The 26,544-nt window shown below is 68.0% G+C and carries 23 protein-coding genes and 1 pseudogene; 10 read left to right on the forward strand and 14 right to left on the reverse strand.

All coding sequences use genetic code 11. From position 1 onward, the window contains the following. The 5 genes from A5709_RS05405 to A5709_RS05425 all read right to left on the reverse strand — a co-directional run. A partial coding sequence (locus A5709_RS05405; protein WP_231971987.1) for a sigma 54-interacting transcriptional regulator occupies nucleotides 1-1,201 on the reverse strand: 1,201 nt, incomplete at its 3' end. Between the two features lie 41 nt (nucleotides 1,202-1,242). Further along, entirely contained in the window at nucleotides 1,243-2,826 is a 1,584-nt protein-coding gene (gene purH, locus A5709_RS05410; protein WP_068118580.1) for a bifunctional phosphoribosylaminoimidazolecarboxamide formyltransferase/IMP cyclohydrolase, read from the reverse strand. Continuing rightward, nucleotides 2,823-3,470, reverse strand: a complete 648-nt coding sequence (gene purN / locus A5709_RS05415) for a phosphoribosylglycinamide formyltransferase (protein ID WP_068008923.1) — start codon at nucleotides 3,468-3,470, stop codon at nucleotides 2,823-2,825. Before purN ends, purH begins: the two co-directional genes overlap by 4 nt. A 21-nt stretch (nucleotides 3,471-3,491) precedes the next feature. Continuing rightward, a complete protein-coding gene (locus tag A5709_RS05420) occupies nucleotides 3,492-4,865 on the reverse strand; it encodes a DUF6350 family protein (protein WP_068118582.1) in 1,374 nt (457 codons plus the stop codon). Nucleotides 4,866-4,904: 39 nt separating this feature from the next. Next, entirely contained in the window at nucleotides 4,905-5,789 is an 885-nt protein-coding gene (locus A5709_RS05425; protein ID WP_068118664.1) for a DUF5336 domain-containing protein, read from the reverse strand. 245 nt (nucleotides 5,790-6,034) lie between these two features. Here A5709_RS05425 and A5709_RS05430 point away from each other — a divergent pair, with 245 nt between their 5' ends. Next, complete coding sequence (locus A5709_RS05430; RefSeq protein WP_067945429.1) at nucleotides 6,035-6,883, forward strand: LLM class F420-dependent oxidoreductase; 849 nt, start codon at nucleotides 6,035-6,037, stop codon at nucleotides 6,881-6,883. Nucleotides 6,884-6,968: 85 nt separating this feature from the next. Here A5709_RS05430 and A5709_RS05435 read toward each other — a convergent pair whose 3' ends face one another. The 3 genes from A5709_RS05435 to sucC form a co-directional block, all read right to left on the reverse strand. Beyond that, complete coding sequence (locus A5709_RS05435) at nucleotides 6,969-8,489, reverse strand: acetyl-CoA acetyltransferase (protein WP_068118585.1); 1,521 nt, start codon at nucleotides 8,487-8,489, stop codon at nucleotides 6,969-6,971. 73 nt (nucleotides 8,490-8,562) lie between these two features. After that, complete coding sequence (gene sucD, locus A5709_RS05440; protein WP_067200182.1) at nucleotides 8,563-9,465, reverse strand: succinate--CoA ligase subunit alpha; 903 nt, start codon at nucleotides 9,463-9,465, stop codon at nucleotides 8,563-8,565. A 12-nt stretch (nucleotides 9,466-9,477) separates the two neighbouring features. Next, nucleotides 9,478-10,641, reverse strand: a complete 1,164-nt coding sequence (sucC, locus tag A5709_RS05445) for an ADP-forming succinate--CoA ligase subunit beta (protein WP_067945433.1) — start codon at nucleotides 10,639-10,641, stop codon at nucleotides 9,478-9,480. A gap of 323 nt (nucleotides 10,642-10,964) precedes the next feature. Here sucC and A5709_RS05450 point away from each other — a divergent pair, with 323 nt between their 5' ends. Next, nucleotides 10,965-12,011: a M23 family metallopeptidase gene (locus A5709_RS05450; protein WP_068118667.1), complete on the forward strand. Its 1,047-nt coding sequence runs from the start codon at nucleotides 10,965-10,967 to the stop codon at nucleotides 12,009-12,011. Between the two features lies 1 nt (nucleotide 12,012). Continuing rightward, the gene (locus tag A5709_RS05455; RefSeq protein WP_067945435.1) at nucleotides 12,013-12,579 is read left to right on the forward strand and encodes a hypothetical protein; all 567 of its coding nucleotides are present in this window, start codon (nucleotides 12,013-12,015) and stop codon (nucleotides 12,577-12,579) included. Nucleotides 12,580-12,693: 114 nt separating this feature from the next. Here A5709_RS05455 and pcrA read toward each other — a convergent pair whose 3' ends face one another. Beyond that, complete coding sequence (gene pcrA / locus A5709_RS05460; protein WP_068118591.1) at nucleotides 12,694-15,027, reverse strand: DNA helicase PcrA; 2,334 nt, start codon at nucleotides 15,025-15,027, stop codon at nucleotides 12,694-12,696. Nucleotides 15,028-15,584: 557 nt separating this feature from the next. Here pcrA and A5709_RS05465 point away from each other — a divergent pair. Both A5709_RS05465 and pgi read left to right on the forward strand, forming a co-directional pair. Next, nucleotides 15,585-15,917 carry a chorismate mutase gene (locus tag A5709_RS05465; protein ID WP_082953264.1) on the forward strand — a complete coding sequence of 111 codons (333 nt, stop codon included), beginning with the start codon at nucleotides 15,585-15,587 and terminating at the stop codon, nucleotides 15,915-15,917. Between the two features lie 146 nt (nucleotides 15,918-16,063). Next, nucleotides 16,064-17,728 (forward strand): glucose-6-phosphate isomerase, encoded by a 1,665-nt coding sequence (pgi, locus tag A5709_RS05470; protein ID WP_068118593.1) that lies wholly within the window; start codon nucleotides 16,064-16,066, stop codon nucleotides 17,726-17,728. On the opposite strand, the gene A5709_RS05475 is transcribed toward pgi, so the two are convergent. Then, nucleotides 17,729-18,304 (reverse strand): TetR/AcrR family transcriptional regulator, encoded by a 576-nt coding sequence (locus A5709_RS05475; protein ID WP_068118672.1) that lies wholly within the window; start codon nucleotides 18,302-18,304, stop codon nucleotides 17,729-17,731. Between the two features lie 93 nt (nucleotides 18,305-18,397). Here A5709_RS05475 and A5709_RS05480 point away from each other — a divergent pair, with 93 nt between their 5' ends. After that, the gene (locus tag A5709_RS05480; protein WP_068118597.1) at nucleotides 18,398-19,717 is read left to right on the forward strand and encodes an oxygenase MpaB family protein; all 1,320 of its coding nucleotides are present in this window, start codon (nucleotides 18,398-18,400) and stop codon (nucleotides 19,715-19,717) included. A 1-nt stretch (nucleotide 19,718) separates the two neighbouring features. Here A5709_RS05480 and A5709_RS05485 read toward each other — a convergent pair whose 3' ends face one another. The 4 genes and pseudogenes from A5709_RS05485 to cobF all read right to left on the reverse strand — a co-directional run bounded on the left by A5709_RS05485 (nucleotide 19,719) and on the right by cobF (nucleotide 22,122). Continuing rightward, nucleotides 19,719-20,468, reverse strand: coding sequence for an SDR family oxidoreductase (locus A5709_RS05485; protein ID WP_067945445.1), 750 nt, complete (start codon nucleotides 20,466-20,468; stop codon nucleotides 19,719-19,721). A 41-nt stretch (nucleotides 20,469-20,509) separates the two neighbouring features. Then, nucleotides 20,510-20,977, reverse strand: coding sequence for a zinc finger domain-containing protein (locus A5709_RS28715; RefSeq protein ID WP_231986929.1), 468 nt, complete (start codon nucleotides 20,975-20,977; stop codon nucleotides 20,510-20,512). Nucleotides 20,978-21,130: 153 nt separating this feature from the next. After that, nucleotides 21,131-21,373: pseudogene (locus A5709_RS28720) on the reverse strand (DNA-formamidopyrimidine glycosylase family protein); the annotation flags it as partial. A gap of 5 nt (nucleotides 21,374-21,378) precedes the next feature. Further along, nucleotides 21,379-22,122 (reverse strand): precorrin-6A synthase (deacetylating), encoded by a 744-nt coding sequence (cobF, locus tag A5709_RS05495; RefSeq protein WP_067945450.1) that lies wholly within the window; start codon nucleotides 22,120-22,122, stop codon nucleotides 21,379-21,381. 119 nt (nucleotides 22,123-22,241) lie between these two features. On the opposite strand from cobF, the gene A5709_RS05500 reads away from it, so the two are divergent. The 4 genes from A5709_RS05500 (at nucleotide 22,242) to A5709_RS05515 (ending at nucleotide 26,544) form a co-directional block, all read left to right on the forward strand. Beyond that, complete coding sequence (locus tag A5709_RS05500) at nucleotides 22,242-23,150, forward strand: diiron oxygenase (RefSeq protein ID WP_067945451.1); 909 nt, start codon at nucleotides 22,242-22,244, stop codon at nucleotides 23,148-23,150. Between the two features lie 242 nt (nucleotides 23,151-23,392). Next, nucleotides 23,393-24,379, forward strand: coding sequence for a DUF4873 domain-containing protein (locus tag A5709_RS05505; RefSeq protein ID WP_231986930.1), 987 nt, complete (start codon nucleotides 23,393-23,395; stop codon nucleotides 24,377-24,379). A 444-nt stretch (nucleotides 24,380-24,823) separates the two neighbouring features. Then, nucleotides 24,824-25,588, forward strand: a complete 765-nt coding sequence (locus A5709_RS05510; protein WP_068008958.1) for an STAS domain-containing protein — start codon at nucleotides 24,824-24,826, stop codon at nucleotides 25,586-25,588. Between the two features lie 89 nt (nucleotides 25,589-25,677). After that, on the forward strand, nucleotides 25,678-26,544 hold the full coding sequence (locus A5709_RS05515; RefSeq protein WP_067945455.1) for an LLM class flavin-dependent oxidoreductase: 867 nt from the start codon (nucleotides 25,678-25,680) through the stop codon (nucleotides 26,542-26,544).

Consider the following 26,544-nt stretch of genomic DNA (forward strand, 5'->3'; position numbering starts at 1 on the left):
GCTCCGGGGTGTCGGCGCGGTTCGCGATCGCCGCGGCCGAAACCGTGGCGGCGGCCGCCCGGCACCGCGGCGCGGTGCTTGGCGAGACCGATCCGGTGGCCCGCGTGGTCGACCTCGGCACCGTGATCGACGTCCTGCGCGGCAAGCTGGAATTCGAGTCCGGTGAGGAAGGCCGCGAACAGGCCGTGCTCGAACACCTGCTGCGCCGCGCGACGGCCGACACCGCGCCGCGGTGCCGGGCGGCCGCCGCCACGGTTTCGGCCGCGGCGATCGCGAACCGCGCCGACACCCCGGAGCGTTGGTCGACGGAGTTGGACTCCCGCAGGTACCGGGCGAACCGGGCGATCACCTGCATCAGGTAGTCGGGCACCTGCGCGGACAGGTGCGCCTCCTGCACGATGACGCCAACCTCCGCCTCGAGCTCCAGCGGGTAGTGGGTGCGGATCTCCGCACCGAACCGGTCTTTGAGCGGGGTGATGATGCGGCCGCGGTTGGTGTAGTCCTCGGGGTTGGCGCTGGCGACCACCAACACGTCCAGCGGCAGGCGCAGCGTGTAGCCGCGGACCTGAATGTCGCGCTCCTCCATCACGTTGAGCATCGACACCTGGATGCGCTCGGCGAGGTCGGGAAGCTCGTTGACCGCGACGATCCCGCGGTGTGCGCGGGGGATCAGGCCGTAGGCAATGGTTTCCGGGTCCCCGAGGCTGCGACCCTCGGCAACCTTGATCGGGTCGATGTCGCCGACCAGGTCCGCGACGCTGGTGTCGGGCGTCGCCAGCTTCTCGGTGTAGCGCTCGCTGCGGTGCTTCCATTCGATCGGCAGGTCGTCGCCCAGAGTGGCGGCCTTGCGGATCGACTCCGGCGTGATCGGCGAGTAGGGATGCTCGCCCAGTTCCGCGCCGGCGATCACCGGCGTCCACTCGTCGAGCAGCCCGGTCAGCGCGCGCAGCAGCCGGGTCTTGCCCTGGCCACGTTCGCCGAGGAGCACGAAGTCATGCCCGGCGATGAGCGCCCGCTCCAGTTGGGGCAGGACGGTGTCCTCGAAACCCAGGATCCCCGGCCAGACAGCTTCACCTTCCGCGCCGTCGGCGAGCCGCGTCAGCAGGTTTTCCCGAATTTCCTGTTTGACTCCCCGTTCACGATGGCCGGCGGCACGCAGCTCGCCGACGGTGCGGGGCAGATTGCTGGGTGATGGCACCACTCCACGCTACGCGTTGCCCACCGGCCCCACGCGCTGAGCGTTCAGTGAGCGAAGTGGCGGGCCCCGGTGAGGTACAAGGTGACGCCGGCGCTGGCCGCCGCCGCGGTCACCTCGTCGTCACGCACCGACCCGCCCGGGTGCACGATCGCTTTCACCCCGGCGGCGGTCAGCGTCTCGAGTCCGTCGGGGAACGGAAAGAACGCGTCCGAGGCCGCGACCGCGCCGCGAACTCGATCGCCGCCTCGTTCGACGGCCAGCCGGGCGGCGTCCACCCGGTTCACCTGTCCCATCCCGACGCCGATGGTCGCGCCGCCGCCGGCGATCACGATGGCGTTCGACTTGACCGCCCGGCACGCCCGCCACGCGAAGACCAGATCGGTCAGCGTGGCGGGATCGGCCGGTGATCCCGTCGCCAGAGTCCAGTTCGCCGGGTTGTCACCGTGCGCGTCGAGCTCGTCACGTTGCTGCACCAGCAGCCCACCGCTGATCGGCCGCAGCTCGGTGCCGCCGGTCAGCGGCTCGGAGGCCACCAGCACCCGGATGTTCTTCTTGCGCGTCAAGGCTTCCAAAGCCTCCGGCGCGTAGGCCGGCGCGATGATGACCTCGGTGAAGATGGTGCTCACATACTCGGCCATCTCGACGCTGACTTCGGTGTTGGCCGCGATGACGCCGCCGAAGGCGCTCAGCGGATCGCATTCGTGGGCCTTGCGGTGCGCGTCGGCCACCGATTCCGACGAGATGGCGATCCCACAGGGGTTGGCGTGCTTGATGATTGCGACGCAGGTCTGTTCGTGGTCGAAGGCGGCCCGCCAGGCCGCGTCCGCGTCGGTGAAGTTGTTGTACGACATCTCTTTTCCGTGCAGCTGCTCGGCTTGCGCCAACCCCGGCCAGGCGGCGGGGTCGCTGTAGAGCGCCGCCTGCTGGTGCGGGTTCTCGCCATAACGCAGCATCGTCGAGCGGCTCCAGCTGCGCCCCAGCCACTTGGGGAACGCCGTCGGCGGGTGCTCGGGCGCCAACGTCGACTCCATCCAGCCCGCGACGGCGATGTCGTATTCGGCGGTGTGCTGAAACGCCAGCGCCGCCAGCTTTTTGCGCTCGGCGAGGGTAAAGCCGCCGTGCCGCACCGCGGCGAGTACGCCGTCATAGCCGCGCGGGTCGGTGATCACCGCCACGCTGGGATGGTTTTTCGCTGCCGCGCGGACCATCGACGGCCCGCCGATGTCGATCTGCTCGACGCATTCGTCGATGCTGGCGCCGGAGTCGACGGTCTCGCTGAACGGGTAGAGGTTGACGACGACGAGTTCGAAGGCGGCGACGCCGAGTTCCTCGAGCGCGGCGGCGTGCTCGGGTTTGCGGAGATCGGCCAGCAGGCCGGCATGCACCCGCGGATGCAACGTCTTGACCCGCCCGTCGAGCACCTCGGGAAAGCCGGTCAGCTCCTCCACCCGCGTGACCGGGATCCCTTTTTCGGCAATGGTCTTCGCCGTCGACCCGGTCGAGACGATCTCGACGCCCGCGTCGGCCAGCCCGCGGGCGAGTTCGACGAGCCCGGTCTTGTCGTAGACGCTGATCAACGCGCGCCGGATCGGCCTTTTCGCCGTCTCCGGCCATTCGTCGGTGGTCATCGCTTGGTCGCCTTTCGTCCGATCGTCGCTGTTCTTCCGACCAGGGTCAGGCCACCGGTCGCGATCTCGGCCACCACGTCCACCAGGAGCTTCCGTTCGGTGACCTTGATGCGTTCATGCAGGGACTCTTCGCTGTCGCCGTCGAGCACCGGCACGGATTGCTGCGCCAGGATCGGCCCGGTGTCCGTTCCGGCATCCACCAGGTGCACCGTACAACCTGTGACCTTGACGCCGTAGGCCAACGCGTCGGCCACGCCGTGCGCGCCCGGAAACGCCGGCAACAAAGCGGGGTGGGTATTGATGATCCGGCCGTAGAAGCGCGAGAGGAACTGGGGGCCAAGTATTTTCATGAAGCCCGCCGACACCACCAGATCGGGCGAGTGGGCGGCGGTGGCTTCGGTGACGGCCGCATCCCAGGCGGCGCGGTCGGGGTGATCGCCCAGCCGGGCGGTGAACGTCGGCAGCGATGCCCTCGCGGCGATCTCGGTGGCTAGACACTCGCGATCGGCACCGACCGCGACCACGCGGGCGGGGTAGTCGCCGACGGCGGCGTCGAGCAGCGAACTCAGCAGCGACCCGGTGCCCGATGCCAGTACCACCACTCGCGCCGGCGCACTTGGGGGCACATGGAGCGGTTCGGCCACAAGCAGAGAGCCTAGTGGGAGCTACTCGCCGGGCTCGCGGTCGGTCGCGGTCGGGTGCGCGTCGTCGGGGGGCGGGGTGGGGTCGTCGCCCACCGCCTCGGCGTCGTCGCCGACCAGCGCGTCGGGCGCGGCGAACTCGTCGGGATCGGCGGAATCCGGCGGCGGTTCGTCGTCCGCCTCGTCGAAGGCCCCGGCAAAGTCCGCCGGTTCTTCGGCCGCGGCGGGCGCGGGCTTGGGTCGCCGGGGCCGGGCCCGGACGCCGCCGCTCATCACCAGGGTGATTCCGCCGACGACCGAGAACCAGAAGAACACCCCGATGAGCAAGGCGCCCTGGTCGACGCCCACATCACCGAAGTTTCCCAGCCGGCCGCTGCCGCCGTATGCGAGCAGGGACATCGCCAACGCCCCCGCGACGGAGGCGACCAGAAGCTTGGCCGTCGCGGGAATCAGCGGGAGCGCACGGCGAGCGCACTGCTGCCCGACCGCCACCCCGGAGGACGCGCCGATGATGAGCAGGGCAACCCACACCGGGCCGAGCGGCGGGTGGGGGGCCGCGGCCAGGATCGGCAGGGCCGGAATGTCGCCGCCGAAGACGGTGAACGAACTGAACGTCGCGAAGCCGAGGTGGGCGCTGGACCCGACCGCCATCGCCGAGGTGCCGACGATGACGTTGGGCGCGTACAACATCGACAGCACCGTGAGGCTGAACTGCCCGAATATCGAATCGGTGATCCCGTAGAGGTCTTGCATCGTCGCCCAATGCACCACCAGCGACGCCGCCGTGACCAAGCCCGAAAGCCCGAGCAACGCCAGCACACCGGCCGACGCGGCGCGCAGGGCATCGGCCAGCCAAAACGGCAGCGACGACGCCGCCAACGCCCTTCGCCCCACCCGGGACCCCACACCGATCGCGGCGCCGACGGTGTGCACGACGAGGACGCTGGTGAACGCGCGCAGGGCGCTGGGCGTCTGCAGCTCCGTGATCACCGACGAGGCGTCGTGGATGACGGCCAGGGCGATCGCCGCGATCAGCAAGGGACCGCCCAGCGCCGACGCGACCACCCAGCGGACGACCAACCAGGAGGAATACGGAGAGGTCGCCCGCGCCGTGCTGCGCGCGGTCGCCCAGATCATGAGCAGCACCGGCAGCAGCGGCATCACGCCCAGTTCGCGGCCGCCGATCGAGATCGGCACCTGGTGCACGCCCAGCCACATGCTGGCGATCGCGCCCAGCGCGCCGGTCATGTCGCTGTTGGCGATCAACAACTGCAGCAGCGTGACCGCGGCGATGATGACCAAGGCCACCACCGCCGGGCCGAACGCGACGCGGACGAGGTCGCGCGCCTGGCGAGCGCCCGCTGGCCGGTTGCCCGCGCCTTCCGACACCCTTTTCACTCTTCGGCGTACGTCCCGACTAGGCGCGAGGGCGCACGGTTAGGAGGGTGCTGGACCAGACGGCGACGAGGGCGGCTGCTGCTCCTGGCCGTAGGGCGGCTGGCCCCCGCCCTGGTTGGAGTAGTTGGGCGCCGAGCCCTCGGAGCCCGAGCCGGCCGCGGGCGGCGGGCTGAAGCTGGGGAAACCGGTGGGCGGCGTGGACGGTCCTTGCTGCGCGGCCGCCTGGGGCCCGGATTGCGGCTGGGCACCGAAACCGCCGGTGGGAACCGCGCTTTGGGTCGGGGCCTGGCTGGCGGGGTAGCCGCCGTACTGCGACCCGTATCCGGGGTGCTGCGGCTGCTGCTGGCCGGGCTGGCCGTAGTAGGGCTGCTGGCCGTACTGCCCGTACTGGCCGTATTGGCCGTACTGGGCGTAGGGGTCGTACTTGGGCCGCGGCGCCGGCGCCTTGATGACGCCCGCCTCCAGCAGGACGACCACGACGGCGGCGATCGCCTGGAGCACGCTGCACGCGACCAGGGGCCACATCGCCCAGCCGATCGCGACGCCGGCCGGGAGGTTGATCGTCTCGGTGATGGCCAGCAGCGCACCGAGGACCGCGATGACCGCGACGACTCCGGTGTAGCTCTTGCCCTTGGGCAGCAGGCTCAGCCCCGCGAGCAGCGCGGCCAGCACCGCGACGATCACCGCCGTACCCGCGTCGCCGGCGCGTCCGCCGACGCCCGGGCCGAGGTCGGAGCCGATGGTGAACGTCGGCCCGAAGTTCAGCAGATACACCGCCAGGCCGAGCACGACCACCGCGATGTTCAGGTAGAGCGGGAGCTTGGTCGCGCCGTCGTCGTCCTTGGTGAACGACGGCGTGCCACCTGAGTAGGAGCCCCCGGGTGATGCGGGCTGATATCCGGGGCTACCGGGCGAGTAGGTCATGGCTCCTCCTGTTGCTTCCAGTGCCTTGAAGTGCCTCTGCGGGCGCCACAGTTGCGTCGCGACGCTGTGCTTGCGGGCGCGCCGTTCCATAAACGCCGTGCCCGGCGGTTGCGTTGCGACGCGATCGATCAACCACGCTAGCGCACTTCGGAACGCCGGTGCCGTGGCCACCGGCTTGGACGCCGATCCGTGCCGCCACGGCGGCGGCTTGCTCAGCGCAGGTAGAACACGTTCTAATTCTCTCCATGGATTACGGGCTTGTGCTTTTTACCAGCGACCGTGGCATCTCTCCGGCGTCGGCCGCGAAGCTTGCCGACGAACACGGCTTCACGACCTTCTACGTGCCAGAACACACTCACATCCCGATCAAGCGCGAGGCGGCGCACCCGACGACGGGCGACGCGTCGCTGCCCGACGACCGCTACATGCGGACGCTAGACCCATGGGTAAGCCTGGGCGCGGCGTGCGCCGTCACGTCACGGGTGCGGCTGTCCACCGCGGTGGCGCTGCCCGTCGAACACGACCCGATCACGCTGGCGAAAAGCATTGCCACCCTCGACCATTTGTCTGCCGGACGCGTCAGCCTCGGCGTCGGGTTCGGGTGGAACACCGACGAGCTCGCCGATCACGGCGTGCCGCCCGGGCGGCGCCGCACCATGCTGCGCGAATACATCGAAGCCATGCGGGAGCTGTGGACCAAGGAGGAAGCGGCCTACGACGGCGAGTTCGTCAAGTTCGGGCCCAGCTGGGCGTGGCCCAAGCCCGTGCAGCCGCACATTCCCGTGCTGGTCGGGGCGGCCGGTAACGAGAAGAACTTCAAGTGGATCGCCCGCAGCGCCGACGGCTGGATCACCACCCCGCGCGACTTCGACATCGACGAGCCGGTGAAGTTGCTGCAGGACACCTGGGCGGCTGCCGGCCGCGACGGCGCCCCGCAGATCGTCGCGCTGGACTTCAAGCCGATTCCCGAGAAGCTCGCCAAGTGGGCCGAACTCGGGGTGACCGAGGTGCTGTTCGGCCTCCCGGATCGATCCGAGGACGAGATCGCCGCCTACGTCGAGCGGCTGGCCGGCAAGCTGGCCGCCCTCGTCTAGCTTCTCGATCCGCGAGACATAAACCACGGCGGCCACCTGCGGCGTGTCGCGTGCGTGGTTTATGTGTCGCGGAAGAACCGGGCCGTCACGCCGGCGTGCAGCGGTTGCCGTAGTCGAAGGAGCCCACCCGCACCGAGTGCCCGAGCGGGTCGCCGTCGATGAGCAGCGCGACCAAGTCGTCGTCCTCGGTGGTGGACAGGAACCGGCTGCCGTCGTCGAGCCGGCCGACGATGATCCCGGTCGGGCGGCCGTCGTCGCGCCGCACCGTGTAGGTCTCGACGGTGCCGACGCCGTCGGCATGCTCGGTCACCGGCACGGTCGGCCAGCCGGCGACCTGCGCCTGCGCCTGGGCGCTGCGATCGGGCTTCCACTCCGCCGGAGCGGTGGAGTACACGCCGACCGAGTACTTGCTCAGGATGCCGCCGTTGGCGCCCACGAGACCGAATTCACCTGGTGTGCTTCGCATTTGCGCGACGGTCTCGGCGACGGCATGCATCGAGTAATTGTTGCCGGCGCCGCCGAAGAACGGCAGCCCGCCGGTTAGGGTCAGGCCGCGCGGATCGTCGGGCGCGACGCCCATGCCGTCGCAGATGTTGAACACCGGCACCGGAAAGCAGCTGTACAGATCGAAGGTGGCCACATCGTCGATGCCGATGCCGGCCATGGCCAGCGCCTCGCGCACGGCCAACACGTGCGACGGCGCATGCCCGAGATCGGGGCGCTCGAGCAGCGCCTGTTCCTCGAGATCGGCGTGGCCGTGCAGATAGACCCAGTTCTCCTCGGGCACTCCGAGGCGGCGCGCCGCCTCGACCGACATCAGTAGCGCGGCAGCGCCCTGGTTCACCTGGTCGCGGGCGACCATCAGCCGTGGGTAGGGCTCCGCGATCATCCGGTTGCGCTCGGTCACGGTGATCAGCTCATCGACCGTGCGCTCCACCGGTGCGGCGGCGAACGGATTGCTGGCCGCGATCTTCGTGAACGGCGCGAACAGCTCGCCCATCCGCCGCCGGTATTCGACCGGTCCGAGCCCCGTCCCGGCGCGCCGGGCGTTCTCCAGCAACGCGTACTGGATCGGCGCGCTGGTCAGCCCGTGGCTGACGGTGTAGCGCGAGACCAGCTTCTCGATGCCCTGCCCGCGGTCCTCCAGATCACCGTCGACCGTCTCGGTGAAGTCCGGCTTGGCTTCCGCTTTCGCGAAGTAGCGCAACGTCGAGGTGGCGTCCGACCCGAACACCATCGCGACCTGCGAGCGGCCCGCCGCGATCTCCCCCGCCAGCTCGCTGATCAGGTGCTGCGGCCCCTGTCCCCCAACGATTTCGAGGATCGCGCGGGCGGGCGAGGCACCGATGCGGTTGGTCACGGACCGGGGGTAGTTGTTCGACCGCCCGAGCGGGGCGTTGATAAAGCCCGAGATCTCGAACTGCCGGACGCCGGCCACGGTGTCGATGGCCGCGGCGACATCCTCGCCACCGCAGTCGTCGACGGCGGCCCGGGCCGCCGCGGCGGCCAGCTCGACCGGCGACATCGCGCGGTAGTTCGGGTCGTCGACGCGTTCGGCGGCCTGCCCCACACCGACGACGACGGGGGTGTTCGGGTCGAGATTCATAGACCAACTATCTACCGCAGGTCCGTCTCCCGACCTAATCGGGGGGCCTCGCAGCTTGCGCCGCGCTCGCGGACTACAGGCTCTGCAGGATCTCCCTGGCCAGCGCCGCGGTCTCCGACGGCGTCTTGCCCACCTTGACGCCGGCCGCCTCCAAGGCCTCCTTCTTGGCGGCCGCGGTGCCCGACGAGCCGGACACGATGGCGCCCGCGTGGCCCATCGTCTTGCCTTCGGGCGCAGTGAACCCCGCGACGTAGCCGACGACCGGCTTCGAGACGTTGGCCTTGATGTAGTCGGCCGCGCGCTCCTCCGCGTCGCCACCGATCTCACCGATCATCACGATGACCTTGGTGTCAGGGTCCTTCTCGAAGGCCTCGATGGCGTCGATGTGGGTGGTGCCGATGACCGGGTCCCCGCCGATGCCGATCGAGGTGGAGAACCCGAAATCGCGGAGCTCGTACATCATTTGGTAGGTCAGCGTGCCGGACTTGGACACCAGCCCGACGGGCCCGGGGCCGCTGATGTTCGCGGGGGTGATGCCGGCCAGCGCCTCGCCCGGGGTGATGATCCCGGGACAGTTCGGCCCGATGATGCGCGTCTTGTGACCCTTGTCCAGGTTGTAGGCCCACGCGTATGCGGTGTCCTGCACCGGAATTCCCTCGGTGATGACGACCAGCAGCGGGATCTCGGCGTCGATGGCCTCGATGATCGCGTCCTTGGCGAATTTCGGCGGCACGAAGACGACGGACACGTTGGCGCCGGTCTCCTTGATCGCTTCCGCGACCGTGCCGAACACCGGGAGTTCGACGTCCTTGCCGACGGGGTCGACGTGCGAGACGGTGGTGCCCGCCTTGCGGGCGTTCACCCCGCCCACCACCTGGGTGCCGGCCTTGAGCATGAGTGCGGTGTGCTTGGTGCCCTCGCCGCCGGTGATGCCCTGGACGATGACTTTGGAGTCCTTATTCAGGAAGATCGACATTGCTTGGCTCCCTTACTTGTTCGCCAGCTCGGCGGCTTTGTCGGCGCCGGCGTCCATGGTCTCGGCCTGGATCACCAGCGGGTGGTTGGCTTGGGCCAAGATGCGGCGGCCCTCGTCGACGTTGTTGCCGTCGAGCCGCACGACGAGCGGCTTGTTCGCCTCGTCACCGAGCATGTTCAGGGCCGTCACGATTCCGTTGGCGACGGCGTCGCACGAGGTGATGCCCCCGAACACGTTCACGAAGACGCTCTTGACCTGCTTGTCGTTCAGGATGACGTCCAGCCCCGCGGCCATCACCTCGGCCGAAGCGCCACCGCCGATGTCCAGGAAGTTGGCCGGCTTGACGCCGTTGTGCTTCTCGCCCGCGTACGCGACGACGTCGAGCGTGGACATCACCAGCCCGGCGCCGTTACCGATGATGCCGACCTCGCCGTCCAGCTTCACGTAGTTGAGGTCGTGCTCCTTGGCCTTCAGCTCCAGCGGGTCGGTGGAGGCGCGGTCTTCGAATTCCGCGTGCTCGGGGTGGCGGAAGTCGGCATTCGCGTCGAGCGTGATCTTGCCGTCCAGCGCCAGAATTTGGTCTTTCGGGTCGCGCACCAGCGGGTTGACCTCGACCAGCGTGGCGTCCTCGGCGACGAAGAGCTCCCACAGCTTGTTGATGGTCACCGCGGCCGCGTCGAGCACCTCGGCCGGCAAGTGGCCCTGCTCGGCGATGGAACGCGCGGTCTCCAGGTCGACCCCGTCGACGGCGTCCACCGGAACCTTGGCCAGCCGCTCGGGCTTGGTGGCGGCGACCTCCTCGATTTCCATGCCGCCCTCGACCGAGCACATGGCCAGGTAGGTCCGGTTGGCCCGATCCAGCAGGAAGGAGATGTAGTACTCCTCGGCGATGTCGCTGGCCTCGGCGACCAGCAGCTTCTTGACGACGTGACCCTTGATGTCGAGGCCGAGGATGTTCTTGGCGTGCTCGTAGGCGTCCTCGGGCGTCGCCGCGTATTTGACGCCACCGGCCTTGCCGCGGCCACCGACCTTCACCTGCGCCTTGACCATCACCGGGCGGCCGATTTCGGTGGCGATCTCCCGAGCGCCCTCGGCGGTGTCGGTCACCCGCCCCGGCGTAGTCGGTACGTTGTGCTTGGCGAACAATTCTTTTGCTTGATACTCGAAAAGGTCCATGGACTCTCTGTCTTCGCTCGACTCAACTACTAGGCCTCTTGATGGGCGGTGCCGCGTTCGGCAACTCGCACGGACGAACTGTATCGACCCTCCTACCGGCCTTAACCGGCGCGTCCGGCGATGTGGCACAGCTCACGGGATCCCGGCGTACCCGGTTCGTGACCCAAATCACAATTTCACTTGGATTGCGCGACGAGGTTGCCAGCTCCGCACGTCAGCGGATACCGTCCTAGGGTCCAGATAACGGTATGGTCACGATACGAGGACATTTCAGCTTGCCCCAGCATCGTTTGGCTCCTTCTACTGCTGAAACAGCAGGTGTGGTGCGGGTTGGTCGCGCGGCCGGCGGCCGAGGGATTGAGCCCCATCGCAACGAAGTCACCGAGATCCTCCCGCTCGACGGCTTCGACTTCGACGATCTGGATTGGCGCGACGACGCCAAAGACCTCGGCGAACTTGACTACAGCAACGACTCGACATTCGACAACGAAGCCCAGGTCTTGCTGGCCCCCGAACTCGACGACCTGAACGACGCCGACGACCCGGCCCCGCTGTGGCTGGACGCCCCGGTCACCGAGGTGCTACCGCGGGTGGTCGTCAGGTCCGCGGCCGAGCTCCGCGTCGGTCGCGCGCACGACGTCGTCGGTGTCGCACGACGCGGCGGGCAGCATCGCAAGGAACCGACCAGCGCCGCCCGGGGCCGCCTGCTGATCTCGGCGATGGCAGCCGGCGCGGCCGCCGCGGCGGCCCACACCGCCACCAGCCATGCCGACACCCCCAAGACCGAGGCCGTGCTGACCGCGAACGCGTCGGCGCTCACCGGCGGATCGGGTGGCGCCAACACCGTTCGCGGCCCCCAGGTGGTCGCGCTCGAGCCGGCGGCGACCGCGGCCCTGCACAACCAGGAGTTCGCCAAGGGCGTCGCCTACGCCAACGATCGCGCCCAGCGCGAGGCGCGACTGCAGCAGCCGCTCTACGTGATGCCGACGAAGGGCATCTTCACCTCGAACTTCGGTTACCGCTGGGGGGTGCTGCATGCCGGCATCGACCTGGCCAACTCGATCGGCACACCGATCTACGCGGTGTCCGACGGTGTCGTCATCGACTCCGGGCCGGCCGCCGGCTATGGGGCGTTGGTCAAGCTCCGCCACGCCGACGGCACGGTCACGCTCTACGGCCACGTCAACACGACGCTGGTCAGCGTCGGCCAGCGCGTGATGGCCGGCGACCAGATCGCCACCATGGGCAACCGCGGTAATTCCACCGGCCCGCACCTGCATTTCGAGGTGCTCCAGGGCGGCACCGAACGGATCGACCCCGTTCCGTGGCTGGCTAAGCGGGGTCTTATGGTCGGTAACTACGCTGGTTGAGGTGACCGCGCCGAATCAACCATCTCCCGGTCCGCAGCCGCACGAGTCCACGTCGCCGTCGGACTCCAAGACGCGGATCATCCGCCGCGCACCCACTGGACCGGTCCCCATCGCACCGGAATCCCCGACCAGCCTCATCGCTCCGCAGCCACCGCCCTACCCGGGCGCCGCTCGCGCGGGACGCCCGGCCACGTTGGGTGAGTCGAGCGGCCGGACGGCCGTCGCGGCCTGCGCTGTCAGCATCATCAGTGGGTGGGCCACGTCGGTGGTGGCGACCGACCTGATCGCAGGCTGGTGGCGGACCGACCGCTTGTTTTGCATCGCCGTCGCGTTTCTGACCCTGGTGTTCGCCATAACCACCGTGTCCGGCGTGGTCATGTTGCTGCAGCGCCGGCCTTTTGGGCGCTACCTCATCGTGGTCGGGGCCGTGGTCGCGGTGCTGACCTACCTTGGTGTGTTCATCGCCGGTGCGCGCGTCGCGTGGATAGTGCACCTGCTGCCGCTGCTGCCGATCGCCAGTGTGGTGCTGGCGATGCACCCGCGGACCAAACGCTGGCTGGACGCCTGACCCGCGCCGAAGCGGGCGCCGACCCGGCGGCCAATTAGTAGGCGGCTTTCACATCCGATATCACCAGCGATATCAAAATCCCGAGTCGCCTAATGGTCCGCAGCCGCCACGCGGTCAGAGCTTGCTGATCGGGGCGTGGTTGTGCATCAGCTTCACCCGTCCGGCGCTGCCGAAGTCGATGAGAGACATGGCCGACTCGCCGACGCCGGAGACCTCTTCGACGCGGCCGAGCCCGTACTTGTCGTGAGTCACCCGGTCGCCGGGCTCGAGCACCAGCAACGGGCGCTTTCCCGCGCCCGAGCGGGTCGGGGCCGCGCGCGGCGCACCGAACCGGCCGGCGCCGCTCACCGGCGCGCTGAACGACGGGGTCGGCGCGGTGCGCCGCCACTCGATGAGTTCCTGCGGAACCTCCCGCAGGAAGCGCGATTCCGGGTTGAGCATCGGCTGCCCCCAGGAGGACCTCACGATGGCCCTGCTGAGATACAGCCGCTGCCGGGCGCGGGTGATGCCGACGTAGGCCAGGCGCCGCTCTTCGGACAGTTCCATCGGGTCGTCCAGCGCCCGCATGTGCGGGAACATGCCGTCCTCCCAACCGGTGACGAACACCACCGGGAACTCCAGCCCCTTCGCGGTGTGCAGCGTCATCAAAGTGACCATGCCGGCGTCGTTCTCGGGGATCTCGTCGCTGTCGGAAACCAGCGAGACGCGCTCCAGGAATTCCGCGAGCACGCCGGTGTCCGGCACGTCTTCGTCCTCCGGGGCCTGCAGCGACTCGCCCAGCGCGGCGGCGTTTGCCCGGTCGGTGCTGAATTCGTGTGCCACACTGACGAGTTCGTTGAGGTTGTCCAAACGGGCCAGATCCTGCGGATCGGTGGAGGATTCCAGCTCACGCCGGTATCCGGTACGTTCGAGCACCGACTCGACCAGGTCGCCGAGATCCTCGTCGAGCCGGCCCCTGAGCTCGTCGAGCAGCTCGACGAAACCGGCGATCGCCTTCTCCGCGCGCGAATTGAGCATCGGCACTTTGCCTTCGGCCGCGGCCACCAGCGCGTCGGTGAAACTCGCGCCGGTGTTCTCCGCGTACACCGCCACGCACGCCTCGGCCCGGTCCCCGATGCCCCGGCGCGGGGTGTTGAGGATGCGCCGCATGCTGACCGCGTCGCCGGGGTTGTCCAGCACCCGCAGATACGCGACGATGTCACGAATCTCTTTGCGCTCGTAAAACCGCACTCCCCCAACGACTTTGTAGGGGATGCCCGCGCGGATGAACACCTCTTCGAACGACCGAGACGAGTTGTTGGTGCGATAGAACACGGCCACGTCGTTATAGGTGATCTCACCACGGTCGGCGAGCGCATCGATCTCCTCGGCCACAAACCGGGCCTCGTCATGCTCGTTGTCGGCGACGTAGCCGACGATCAATTCGCCGGCGCCGGCGTCGGTCCACAGCCGTTTGTCCCTGCGCCCGGAGTTGCGCGCGATCACCGAGTTGGCCGCCGACAAGATGTTCTGCGTGGAGCGGTAATTCTGTTCCAGCAGAATGGTTATCGCGTCCGGGTAGTCACGCTCGAAGTCCTCGATGTTGCGGATGGTGGCGCCGCGGAACGCATAGATCGACTGATCGGCGTCACCCACCACGCACAATTCGGCCGGCGGCACATCGTCGGGCGACCCCGTGGCGTCATGACCGACCAATTCCCGCACCAGCACGTATTGCGCATGGTTGGTGTCCTGATACTCGTCGACCAGGACATGCCGGAACCGCCTCCGGTAGTGCTGGGCGATCTGCGGGAAGGCCCGCAGCACCGCGACGGTCTCGCCGATCAGGTCGTCGAAGTCCAGGGCGTTGGCCGCGCGCAGCCGCCGCTGGTATTCGCCGTACACGGACGCCACGGTGCGCGTCAGATCGTCGGAGTCGTCCGTCAGTTTCGCCACCGCCTCCGCGGGGTCGATCAGCTCGTTCTTCAGGTTGGAGATGGCGTTGGCCAGCAGCCGCGGCGAGTAGCGCTTGATGTCGAGCCCCATGTCGCGCCCGATCATCTGCAGCAGGCGGCGGGAATCGTCGGCGTCGTAGATCGAGAAGTTGGAATTGAGGCCTTCGATCAGCGACGCCTGGTTGCGCAGGATCCGCACACACGTCGAGTGGAAGGTGGACACCCACATGGCGCGGGCCCGGTTGCCGACCAGCCGCACCACCCGTTCGCGCATCTCGGCCGCGGCCTTGTTGGTGAAGGTGATCGCCAGGATCTGGCCGACGCCCACGCCGCGCGCCGCGATCAGATAGGCGATGCGGCGCGTCAACACCGCGGTCTTGCCGGAGCCGGCCCCCGCCACGATCAGCAGCGGCGAGCCCTCGTGCACCACCGCCTGGCGCTGTTGCGGGTTGAGGCCTTCGAGCAACTGATCTGCTTCGGAGGCCAGGTTGGCATCGGTTGCGTACACACTCATGTTGGTCCAAACTTACCGCCGCCCACCGACGCAACGCGCCAAGGCGTGACACCAGGCTAGTGCCCCGGCCGTCCTCCGCCGGGTAAAAACGGGGCGGCGAAACGCGTGTTTCGCAAACAAAACGCGCCCCGATTTCAAATGGGGACTAATTAGACTCGAGTATAAAAGTCACGCATAATCAGCGCCCGAGTTTCCGTCCCCGTCAATCTCGCACAATCTTCCATAACACCCAATTTCACGCCGTGTTAATGGATTCCGTACCGGTACGCAAACCCGGCCCGAACGTCGCCGCCACCGAACACCGGGCAGTCCCCCATGCGGACGTCGACTGACTAATAGCCAGCTCACGAACGCCTTTTTGCGCGAGAGCCGATTTTAGTGGCACACTCGTTTGGTGCTCAACGCGCAGTGCCGTCGGCGGCCTCGCACCCCCAACTGCCGCCGATTTTTCTACGGGTACCGGTTAGCGGTCCCCGTGGTCTAGCTGCTTTCGTCAGAGCCCCGTGGTCCGCTTCCTCAAGACCGGGGCTCGTCTCTTTTGTGAGGCCCGAAACCGGATGAGACCACAACCCCCCCATCCCGAGAATGCGGAGTCAGCAGAGATGAAGGTTGAGACGGTGGAAACCCCACAGACGGCCGCCGCCGAAGAGTTGAGTATCGACGATTTGCGCCGTGAGATCGACCGGCTGGACGCCGAGATCCTGGCCGCGGTGAAGCGGCGCACCGAGGTGTCTCAGGCGATCGGCAAGGTCCGGATGGCATCCGGCGGCACGCGCCTCGTGCACAGCCGCGAGATGAAGGTGATCGAGCGCTACAGCGAGCTCGGTCCCGACGGCAAGGACCTGGCGATCCTGTTGCTGAGGTTGGGCAGGGGCCGGCTCGGTCACTGAGGACGCCAGTAACGGCCCGCAGCGCCCGGCTGCGCCGCGCTTGCGACCGTCAGGGCCCGATGGTGACGGCCCGCAGCGCCCGGCTGCGCCGCGCTTGCGACCGTCACGCCTGGCTGGGTCGCTGCGCGTCCGATTAGGGTCGAAGTATGACCTCCGTGCAAAGCCTCCCCGACATCACCGCCACCCCAGCGTGGGACGCCCTGCGCAGGCATCACGACCAAATCGGCGCGACCCATCTGCGCCAGTTCTTCGACGAGGATCCCGACCGCGGCCGCGAGCTCACCGTCTCGGTCGGCGACCTCTACATCGACTACAGCAAACACCGCATCACCCGAGAGACGCTGCGGCTGCTGGTCGATCTGGCCCGGACGGCTAACCTCGAGGAGCGCCGCGACCAGATGTTCGCCGGCGCGCACATCAACGTCTCCGAGGACCGGGCCGTATTGCACACCGCGTTGCGACTGCCCCGGGACGCCGAACTGATCGTCGACGGCCACAACGTCGTCGAGGATGTGCACGCCGTGCTGGACCGGATGGGCGACTTCACCGACCGGTTACGCAGCGGTGAATGGACCGGGGCGACCGGGCAAAGAATCAGCACGGTGGTCAACATCGGCATCGGCGGATCGGATCTTGGCCCGGTGATGGTCTATCAGGCGCTGCGCCACTACGCCGACGCCGGGATCTCGGCCCGGTTCGTCTCCAACGTCGACCCGGCCGACCTCATCGCCACGCTGGCCGACTTGGACCCCGCCACAACGCTTTTCATCGTCGCTTCCAAAACGTTCTCCACGCTGGAAACCCTGACCAACGCGACCGCCGCCCGCCGTTGGCTGACCGACGCGCTCGGCGACGCCGCGGTGTCCAAGCATTTCGTGGCGGTCTCGACCAACAAGCGCCTGGTCGACGACTTCGGCATCAACACCGACAACATGTTCGGCTTCTGGGACTGGGTCGGGGGACGCTACTCCGTCGATTCCGCGATCGGCCTCTCGGTGATGGCCGCGATCGGCAAGGAGGCCTTCGCCGATTTCCTGTCCGGATTCCACATCGTGGACCGGCATTTCAAGACCGCCCCGCTGGAGTCCAACGCGCCGGCGCTGCTCGGGCTGATCGGGCTGTGGTACTCCAACTTCATGGGCGCCCAGTCGCGCGCGGTGCTGCCGTACTCCAACGACTTGGCGCGCTTCGCGGCCTACCTGCAGCAGCTGACGATGGAATCGAACGGCAAGTCGACGCGCGCCGACGGCACCCCGGTCACCACCGACACCGGCGAAATCTTCTGGGGCGAGCCGGGAACCAACGGCCAGCATGCCTTCTACCAATTGCTGCATCAGGGCACCCGGCTGGTACCGGCCGACTTCATCGGCTTCAGCCAGCCTCTGGACGACCTGCCCACCGTCGAGGGCACCGGCAGCATGCACGACTTGCTGATGAGCAACTTCTTCGCCCAGACCCAAGTGCTGGCGTTCGGTAAGACCGCCGAGGAGATCGCCGCCGAAGGCACGCCGGCCGACATCGTGCCGCACAAGGTGATGCCTGGCAACCGCCCGTCGACCTCGATCCTGGCCGACCGGCTCACGCCGTCGGTGCTGGGCCAGTTGATCGCGCTCTACGAGCATCAGGTCTTCACGGAGGGCGTCATCTGGGGCATCGACTCGTTCGACCAGTGGGGCGTGGAGCTGGGCAAGACGCAGGCGAAGGCGCTGCTCCCGGTGATCACGTCCGACGGCTCGCCGGCGCCGCAGTCCGACAGCTCGACCGACGCGCTGGTGCGCCGCTACCGGACAGAACGCGGGCGCACCAGCTGATCACCCCGTGCGGCTCATGACGTCCGAGCCGAGCCGGCGCACGAAGGTGCGCAAGCGTTCCACGGTCGCGGTCTGTGGCTCACTGAGGTGCAGCTGCAGCAGTTCGCGTCCGGCGGCGTGCAGGATCCGCGCGGTGTATTCGGGATCGTGCACGTCCGGGTTGATGCGCAGCAGCTCGGTGACGAAGAACTCCAGCACGACGGCCTGCGATTGAGCCAGCCGCGCATACAACTCCGGTGGCGCGCCCTGCGGCGGGAACAGGAACAGCCGCCACGTCGCCGGGTGCGCGTCGACCGCGGCCAGCACTCCGTCGAACGCAACCACCAGCGACTGGTCGTCGGCGACGGCATCCAACCCGGAGACCGCCTCGGCGAACTGGGCGCCGGCCCGGGCCGCCTCACGGTCGATCAGCGCGACGAACAGTCCCGCCGGGTCGCCGAACAGCTGATAGATCAACGACCGATTGATGCCGGCCGCATCGGCGATGCGGTTGGGTGTGGCCGCGTGGAACCCCTCGGCGTCGACGATCGAGTGCGTGACGTCGAGAATCTGCTCGCGCCGACCTTCGGCGGTCATGCGCCGCTTCGGGCTGCCCGCGCTCATGCTTGACAGCATAACTAACAACTTGTGAGTATTAACTCACGAATTGTTAGTTAATGGGAGGCAGCGATGGTCACGTACTACCCCGAACTCGCCGAGCGAGTCCGCAGCCAGCGCGAATTGCAGCCCGCCTTGTATGGAGACTTCGACTTCGACCGGCGGCCGGATCGTCTGGCCACGGAGCCCGACGTCGACTCGGCCCTGCCCGCCTGGATCGCCGATCGCGGCCCGATCCTGGAAGACGACCGCGTGGTCGAGTTGATGAGCACGGCGACCCTGCTCGGCGACGTCGTCGCCGATCCCTATGCGGCACTGATGGCTTCGCACAGCGTCGTTCAGCTGATCGACATGCTCAAGACGGCCTGCCGAGAGGGAATCGAGGCGATGCCCGACGCGCCCCCCGAGCTGGTTTCGTTCATCGCCGCCATGGAGGCCACCCCGGAGTGGATCGACTTCGATCTGGTCCGCGAGGGCGCCCGCCAAGAGCGGATCCCCGCAGCGCTGCTGGCCCCCTTCATCACCCGGGGGGCCTTCATCGCGACCTTCACCAACACCTACGCCGCGCTGCCGATGGCGCTGACCGGCGCACTCTCGGGCAAGCGGGCCGCCCGGCGGGTAAATGAGACCGCCAGTTTCTTCGCGGTCACCACTCTGCCCGGTGCGCTGGACCGTTTCGGCCCCGGTTTCGCGGCGGCCGCCATGGTCCGGCTGATGCATTCGATGGTCCGATACAACGCCCTCAAGAAATCCGACAAGTGGGACGCCGCCGTGTACGGCATGCCCGTGCCACAGGTCGACCAGATGCCGGCCGGCATGATCGGCCAGTACCTGCTGGCCCGCAAGGCGCGTCAACAGGGCCGGACGGAGTTCACCGCCGAAGAGCGCGCCGTCGTCGAATTCGCCAGGTACCGCTGCTTTTTGCTCGGGCTGCCGGAAGAACTGCTGCCTTCGAAACCGGGCGACATCATCCACGTCATGCACGCGCGCTCGGCACTGCTGCGCGATGGATTCGACAGCATCTGCCAAGACCTCGTCCGCGGCACGATGGCGGCCTACTTGCGCCCCGACACCACGCTGTTCGACCGTTGCGCCGAAGCGGTCGAAAAGAGTTTCAGCAAGCTCACTTTCGTTCGCACCTTCTGCAATGGAAACCGTGAGATCGCCGAGGCCATGGGCGTCTCAATGGGGCCGACGGACCTCGTGCGCGTCGCCCTCACCGCACCCTTCATCATCGGGCGGTTCACCGCCGTGAGCCACGCTAGCCGCATACCCGTGCTTCGGGACATCACCGACGCCTACGTGATCGGGCTCCTCAAGCTACGGCTGGCGACCTACGGCAAGCCCGAATTCACCAGCGACGCGGCGCATTACACGCCGGTGCCGCATTGAATCAGGCGAACCACTTGGTGAGCGGGGGCGGCAGCACCCGCATCACCTGCACCAGCGGCGCCCACGGCCACCAGGGCACGGCCGCCCGGCCTGGCTCACGCTCCATGGCGGCGACGAGCGCGTTGACGCCAGTCTCGTTGTCCACCATCAACATTGTGCTGTTCGACTTGGCCGTCATCTCCGACTCGATGTAGCCGGGCTCGATCACGGAAACCTTGATGGGCCCCTTGGCGTATTCGGCGCGCAGCGATTCGCCCAGCGAACTCAGCCCGGCCTTGCTCGCGGCGTACGCGGCCTTGACGCCCGGCACTCCCTTGTTGCCGAGGACGGACGAGATGAGCACGAGGTGGCCCGAACCGGCGTTGTTGAACATCTCCAGCGCGGTCTCGATCTGCACCAGCGCGGACACCAGGTTGGTCTCGAGGGTCGCCTTGTTGGCCCACAGCTTGCCCGAGCCCAGCTTCGCGCCCTTGCCGATCCCGGCGTTGACGATGACGCGGTCGATACCGCCGAGTTCGTCGCTGAGTTCGCCGAACACCTTCGGCACCTGCTCGTGGTCGTTGACATCCAGCGCCGCCACAGCGATCTTGATGTCCGGATACTGTTGCGACAGTTCGGCTTTCAGCTCGTCCAGCCGGTCGGTGCGCCGGGCGCACAACGCCAGGTCGCGGCCCTTGGCGGCGAACGCTCGCGCCATGCCCGCGCCCAAGCCGGAACTGGCACCCGTGATGAGGATCTTCTGACGAGTCATCCGGGCAGCATATCGACAGGTGTCAAGTCGCGAGCCGTCGCCTACTTGAGCAGCCGTGACATCCGCCGGTCGGCCAGCACCTTGCCGCCGGTCTGGCATGTCGGACAGTATTGAAAAGACTTGTCCGCGAAGGAAACTTCACGCACGGTGTCCCCACACACCGGGCAGGGCAGGCCGGTGCGGGCATGCACCCGCAGTCCGGAGCGCTTCTCGCCTTTGAGCGTGGCCGCCCCCTGGCCCACGGACCGGCTCACCGCATCGCGCAGGACGGACACCATCGCGTCGTGCAGCGTGGCGAGCTGCTCATCGGTCAGCTTGCCCGCGGTCGCAAACGGGGAGATCTTCGCGACGTGCAGGATTTCGTCGCTGTACGCGTTGCCGATGCCCGCGATCACCTTCTGATCGGTGATGACCGTCTTGATCCGACCCGTATTGCCGGCCAACAGGCCGGCGAGGTCGTCGACGCTGAGCTCCAGCGCGTCGGGGCCGAGCGCGGCAATGCCGGGCACCGCCTGCGGATCGTCGACGAGCCACACGGCCAGCCGCTTCTGGGTGCCGGCCTCGGTCAGGTCAAAGCCCGGCGCCTCGCCGGGCGTACCCAGGTGCACGCGCAGCGCGATCGGACCCTTGCCGGGCCGGAGCGGCGCCGCGGCCAGCTTGTCCGACCACCGCAACCACCCCGCGCGCGACAGGTGGGTGATCAAGTACAGCTCCCCCGCCTGCAACCCGAGGTACTTGCCCCACCGGTGAGCCTCCGTCACGGGTTGTCCGTGCAGCGCGCTGAGCGGCGGGTCGAAGGTCTTGAGGACGGAGAGCGCGCCGACGTCGACGCGGCCGATCGTCAAGCCGACGGCGTGGCGGCGCAGATGGTCGGCCAGGGCTTCCACCTCGGGCAGTTCGGGCACGCCCTTCAGTCTGCCGGTCTGAGTAAATAGGTGTCCATGATCCAGCCGTGCCGCGCCCGGGCCTCGGCCCGCAGTTCCGCGACGTGGCTGGCGACCTCGCCGACGGTGCCCGCCACCAACAGCTCGTCGACGGTGCCCAGGTAGGCGCCCCACCAGATGTGGGTGTCGGGCGGGCACGTCCGAAAGGAGCACTCGGCGTCGAGCATCACGACCGCCGATCCGTGCAGGCCGTGCGCGCGCAACTTCCTGCCGGTGGTGATCAGGACCGGCTCCCCGACCTCGTTGAGCGGTATGCGGTGCCGGGCGGTCAGGGCCTGGACCGCGGTGATGCCCGGGATGACGTCGAAGGTGAACTCGAGCTCGTCCTTGATGGCTTCCAGGATGCGCAGCGTGCTGTCGTACAGCGACGGGTCGCCCCAGGCCAGGAAGGCGCCGACGCCGTCGCGGCCCAACTCGGCGGCGATGGCGCCCGCCCAGACCCGCGCCCGCGCCGCGTGCCAGTCCGAGACGGCCTCGCGGTAGTCGGCGTCGGCCGACCGTTTGGGGTCGGGCAGCTCGACGAAGCGGTAGCCGGGCTCGCGGATGAACCGGGCGCAGATCTCGCGCCGCAGCGCCACCAGGTCGCTTTTCGCCTCGCCTTTGTCCATCGCGAAGAACACCTGGGTGTCGTTGAGCGCCTCGATCGCCTGAACGGTCACGTAGGCGGGGTCGCCGGCGCCGACGCCGATGACGTGGATGTGCGGGCCCAAGAAACCCTCCTCGTTGCTTGCATCAGATTGCCGAATCGAAACCTTCAGGGCCTAGTCGGGACCAAAAGTACCCAGTACCATGGGTACCGTCTGAAGCACCCAATGAAGGGACGCCAGCGATGACCACCACTGCGGTCAAGTCGAGCGGGCCGAGTCGTGAGGAGTTCTCCGACCGCCTGCTCAGGGGCTCGGTCAGGAAGTCCTACGAACCGATCGTCGACATCGACTGGGACGCCCCGCTGGATCCGGACAAGTTCTACCTGCCGCCGCGGCTGGTGTCGCTTTACGGCACCCCGATGTGGGACGAGATGACCCGCGAGCAACAGATCGAGCTGTCGCGCCAAGAGCTGGTCAACACGCTGTCGGCCGGGATCTGGTTCGAGAACATGCTCAATCAAGCGTTGCTGCGCACGATCCTGCACGAGGACCCCACGAGCCGGTCGACCCATTACAAGCTGACCGAGCTGGGCGACGAGACCCGTCACATGGTCATGTTCGGCAAGGCCATCGAGCGCATCGGCGCAAAGCCGGTGCGGCCGCGGCTGTTTCATCGGATGATCATCAACGCGCTTCCGCTGGCTTTTCAGCGCGGCTCGATGCTCTGGGTGGCCGCGCTGATCGGCGAGGAGATCTTCGACTCGTTGCAGCGCCAGATGATGGACGACCCGGAGCTGCAGCCAATCATCCAGCGCCTCATGCGGATTCACGTCACCGAGGAAGCGCGCCACATCCAGTTCGCCCGCGACGGCGCCCGCAAACGCGTGGCCGAAATGCCCCGGATGAACCGCTGGTTCATGGCCAACATCAACGGGCTGGGCGGCTACTTCTTCAACTACCTGTTCAGCAACCCGGTCCCCTATGCGCGCACGGGCCTAGACCCGAAGCGGGCGCGACGAGTCGCCCGGACCAGCCCGCATCGGCGTGAGATGCAGGTGGCCGGTTTCGCCCCGCTGGCGGCGTTCCTGTCCGAGGTGGGTCTGCTGGGTCCCATCGCCCGCCGCGGCTGGAAGCGCAGCAGGTTTCTGTGACGCGGCCGCGCGGCCCGGGTGAGCCCCGCCGTCCCGTGGCCATCTTGGGTGCGCACGCCGGCGCGAGCGCGGCATTGCCGGCGGCCGGCGTCACCGACTGCGTGGTTCTGGATGGGCCGGCGTCGGCGGTTCAGGCAAGGTTCGACGACGTCACGGATAGCTGGCTGCTGACGACGGCCGCGGGCGAGGATGTGCGGGCGCGTGCCGTCATCGCCGCCGACGGGGCACCCTTCGCTCCCTGGTTGCCGGACATCGCGGGCCGCGATCAGTTTCTGGGCGTGTCGTTTCACGCGGCCGCCTGGGACCCCGACTTCGATCCGTCCGGCAAGCGCATCGCGGTGGTCGGCACCGACACCGCCGCCGGTCACCACCTCCGCCGGCTGGTCGAGGCGGCGGCGTCGGTCACCGTCTTCGCCCACTCGCCCCGCCGCGTGGTCACCGAGCTCCCGTCGTGGCCGACGCGGGCCACACGCTGGCTGCGTCACCGCATCCGGCCAACCGACGCGCGTCTTCGGGTCACGCTGGCCGGGTCGGCGATCGAGGCGGTGACCGCTTATGGCATCCGCACCGGGGATGGCATCGAGCACCGCGTCGATGCCATCGTCTACGGCACCGGCTTCTCGGTCCGCGAGGAGCCGGCCGATCGCACGCTGATCGGTGCCGGCGGGCTGACCATCCGGCAGGCCTGGCGCGACGGCATGGAGCCCTTCTACGGCGTGGCGGTTCGCGGCTTCCCCAACTACTTCTTCATCACCGGGCCCGACGTGGAAGCGCAGGGCCGGTACGTCGCCGACTGCCTGCGGATGATGGAGCGCACGGGCAGCACCCGCATCGAGGTGCGCGCCAGCAGCCTGGGGGTGTTCAATGAGCGAGCCCAGCTCACACCCGACCAGCCTCCTCCGGTGGCGTCCGCCTTCGACCTTTCGGCCAGCGCGCCCGATCGCGGCGACACCTATGACGGCGCGGCGACGCTGGAAATCGGCGGCACCAGCCATCCGGTGCGGGTCCGGCTCACCGGCCACCTCGACCCGATCGACGGCCGCTACCACTGGCAGGGAACGCTGTTCGGTTCGCCGTCGCGGCCGCTGCCCGAGCAGGCGCTCAGGCAAGCGCGGACCGCGACGTTGACCGTGGGCGCGCGCAGCGCCGCCGCGCGGATCGTCGAACAAACGCCGTGGGGGACGCACTCGGTCGCCGGGGTGGGCGCCCCGCCGTACGTGCCAACCTGACCCGCGGCTTTCCCCTGCTCATCGCCTGATTTCGGGTCGATTTTCGCGTTTGGGCTCCGCCGGAAGGTGGTAATCCGTCGGGATGCGCGTGCTGCGCAGCGAATTCGAACATCGTGTTCGGCGCGGTAGAGACGGGGGCCTCGAGCGGGTGGGGACTAGCACGCGCCTCACCCATACCGGGCCGCCCGTGGCGTGCGCCCGGGCCGCCGACCCAGCGGACCGCGCTTTCTGGCGGCGTCCGCGCCGGTCAACCCGAATTAGACTTTTGCCGCTGAGGGCGGATACTCAAGCAGTTGGCCCGGCCGCAATTCGAGGAGCAGCGATGGAACCGGACGACAGGACCCAGCTGAACAGCCGGACTGCGACGTCGCCTGCGTTCCGGATCCCGCCGGTAGCCCGTGCGCCCCGCCACCCTCGGCCGGCGAACGCGAAGGGTTTCCGGTGGTGAGCTCGGTAGCCGAGTCCTCCAGCTCGCTGGCCGTCGCGACGCGCACGGATGAATCGGTGGCGATTTTGACCGTCGACGGTGTGCTCGACACGACCAACTCCTCGGCGTTGCGCGACCACATCCTGCAGGCCACGCTGGCCGAGCCCGCGGCCGTCATCGTCAACATCTCCGCGCTCAAGGTGCTCGCCGAATTGGCGTGGTCGACCTTCATCGGCGCGCACTGGCAGGTTCGCGGCAACCCCAACGTGCCGATCGTGCTGGTATGCGCGCACCGCGGGACACGCGAGGCGATCACCCGCAGCGGCGTCGCCTACTTCATGCCGGTCTACTCGACCGAGAAGGCGGCGATGAAGGCGCTCGGTCAGCAGAGCCGGCGTGCCGTGCGCCGCGCCGACGCCCAGCTGCCCGCCGACCTGACCAGCCTGCGCGAATCGCGTCGCCTGGTCCGCGAATGGCTCACCGCCTGGTCGCAGTCCACACTCATCCCGGTCGCGTTGGTGGTGGTCAACGTGTTCGTCGAGAACGTGCTAGAACACACCGCGAGCTTCCCCGTGATGCGCATCGAGAGCCATGGCGCGACGGCCACCATCGCGGTGTCCGACAGCAGCCACGCGCCGGCCGTGCGGCTGCCGTCGCCGGCGAACGGCATTGACGTGTCCGGCTTGGCGATCGTCGACGCGTTGTCCCGCACATGGGGCAGCACGCCCACCGCGGCCGGCAAGACGGTGTGGGCGGTCATCGGGCCAGAGAACCAGCTCTGACGCCTTATTGTGCTGGGAACCCGGGCACGGGTAGAACTAGAACACGTTCTAATCTCGTGTGACGACCCGTTTCCAGGAAGGCAGATGACGTGCGGTTCACCTACGCGGAGGCGATGACCGACTACAGGTATTACATCCCGCTGGCCCAGGCGGCCGAGGCGGCCGGGTACCACGCCATGACCATCGCCGACAGCATCGCCTATCCCTTCGAGTCGGACTCGAAGTACCCGTACACGCCCGACGGCGATCGCGAGTTCCTGGATGGCAAGGAGTTCATCGAAACCTTCGTCCTGACAGCGGCATTGGGGGCGGTGACGACGAAGCTGCACTTCAACTTCTTCGTCCTCAAGCTGCCCATCCGGCCGCCGGCGCTGGTGGCCAAGCAGATCGGTTCGCTGGCCGCACTGACCAACAACCGGGTGGGCTTCGGTGTCGGCACGAGCCCGTGGCCGGAGGACTACGAACTGCTGGGCGTCCCGTTCGCCAGGCGCGGCAAGCGCATGGACGAATGCATCGAAATCATCCAGGGGCTTACCAGCGGTGACTACTTCGAATTCCACGGCGAGTTCTACGACATCCCGAAGACCAAGATGACACCCGCCCCCACCCAGCCGATCCCGGTGCTGATCGGCGGGCATGCCGACGCCGCGCTGCGCCGCGCGGCCCGGCTGGACGGCTGGATGCACGGCGGCGGTGACCCCGAAGAACTCGACGCGCTCATCGCCAAGCTCAAGCGGTATCGCGAAGAAGCCGGCAAGACCGGGCCGTTCCAGATCCACGTCATCTCGGCCGACGCGTACACCGTCGACGGGATCAAACGGCTCGAAGACAAGGGCGTCACCGACGCCATCGTCGGGTTCCGCATCCCCTACATCAAGGGAAAGGACACCGAGCCGCTGGAGAACAAGATCCGCAACCTCGAGATGTTCGCCGAGAACGTCATCGCGAAGGTCTAG

It is taken from the genome of Mycobacterium sp. E1386, from assembly GCF_001672745.1.
Classification (GTDB): domain Bacteria; phylum Actinomycetota; class Actinomycetes; order Mycobacteriales; family Mycobacteriaceae; genus Mycobacterium.

Coding starts and splice junctions, on each gene's coding strand:
- A5709_RS05425 (WP_068118664.1), bottom strand. CDS start 5,789: ATGACCTACTCGCCCGGTAGCCCCGGATATCAGCCCGCATCACCCGGG.
- A5709_RS05485 (WP_067945445.1), bottom strand. CDS start 20,468: ATGACTCGTCAGAAGATCCTCATCACGGGTGCCAGTTCCGGCTTGGGC.
- sucD (WP_067200182.1), bottom strand. CDS start 9,465: ATGTCGATCTTCCTGAATAAGGACTCCAAAGTCATCGTCCAGGGCATC.
- A5709_RS05475 (WP_068118672.1), bottom strand. CDS start 18,304: ATGACCGCCGAAGGTCGGCGCGAGCAGATTCTCGACGTCACGCACTCG.
- pcrA (WP_068118591.1), bottom strand. CDS start 15,027: ATGAGTGTGTACGCAACCGATGCCAACCTGGCCTCCGAAGCAGATCAG.
- sucC (WP_067945433.1), bottom strand. CDS start 10,641: ATGGACCTTTTCGAGTATCAAGCAAAAGAATTGTTCGCCAAGCACAAC.
- purH (WP_068118580.1), bottom strand. CDS start 2,826: ATGACCACCGACGAATGGCCGGAGACGGCGAAAAGGCCGATCCGGCGC.
- A5709_RS05430 (WP_067945429.1), top strand. CDS start 6,035: ATGGATTACGGGCTTGTGCTTTTTACCAGCGACCGTGGCATCTCTCCG.
- pgi (WP_068118593.1), top strand. CDS start 16,064: ATGACCTCCGTGCAAAGCCTCCCCGACATCACCGCCACCCCAGCGTGG.
- A5709_RS05480 (WP_068118597.1), top strand. CDS start 18,398: ATGGTCACGTACTACCCCGAACTCGCCGAGCGAGTCCGCAGCCAGCGC.
- A5709_RS05500 (WP_067945451.1), top strand. CDS start 22,242: ATGACCACCACTGCGGTCAAGTCGAGCGGGCCGAGTCGTGAGGAGTTC.
- A5709_RS05435 (WP_068118585.1), bottom strand. CDS start 8,489: ATGAATCTCGACCCGAACACCCCCGTCGTCGTCGGTGTGGGGCAGGCC.
- A5709_RS05465 (WP_082953264.1), top strand. CDS start 15,585: ATGAGACCACAACCCCCCCATCCCGAGAATGCGGAGTCAGCAGAGATG.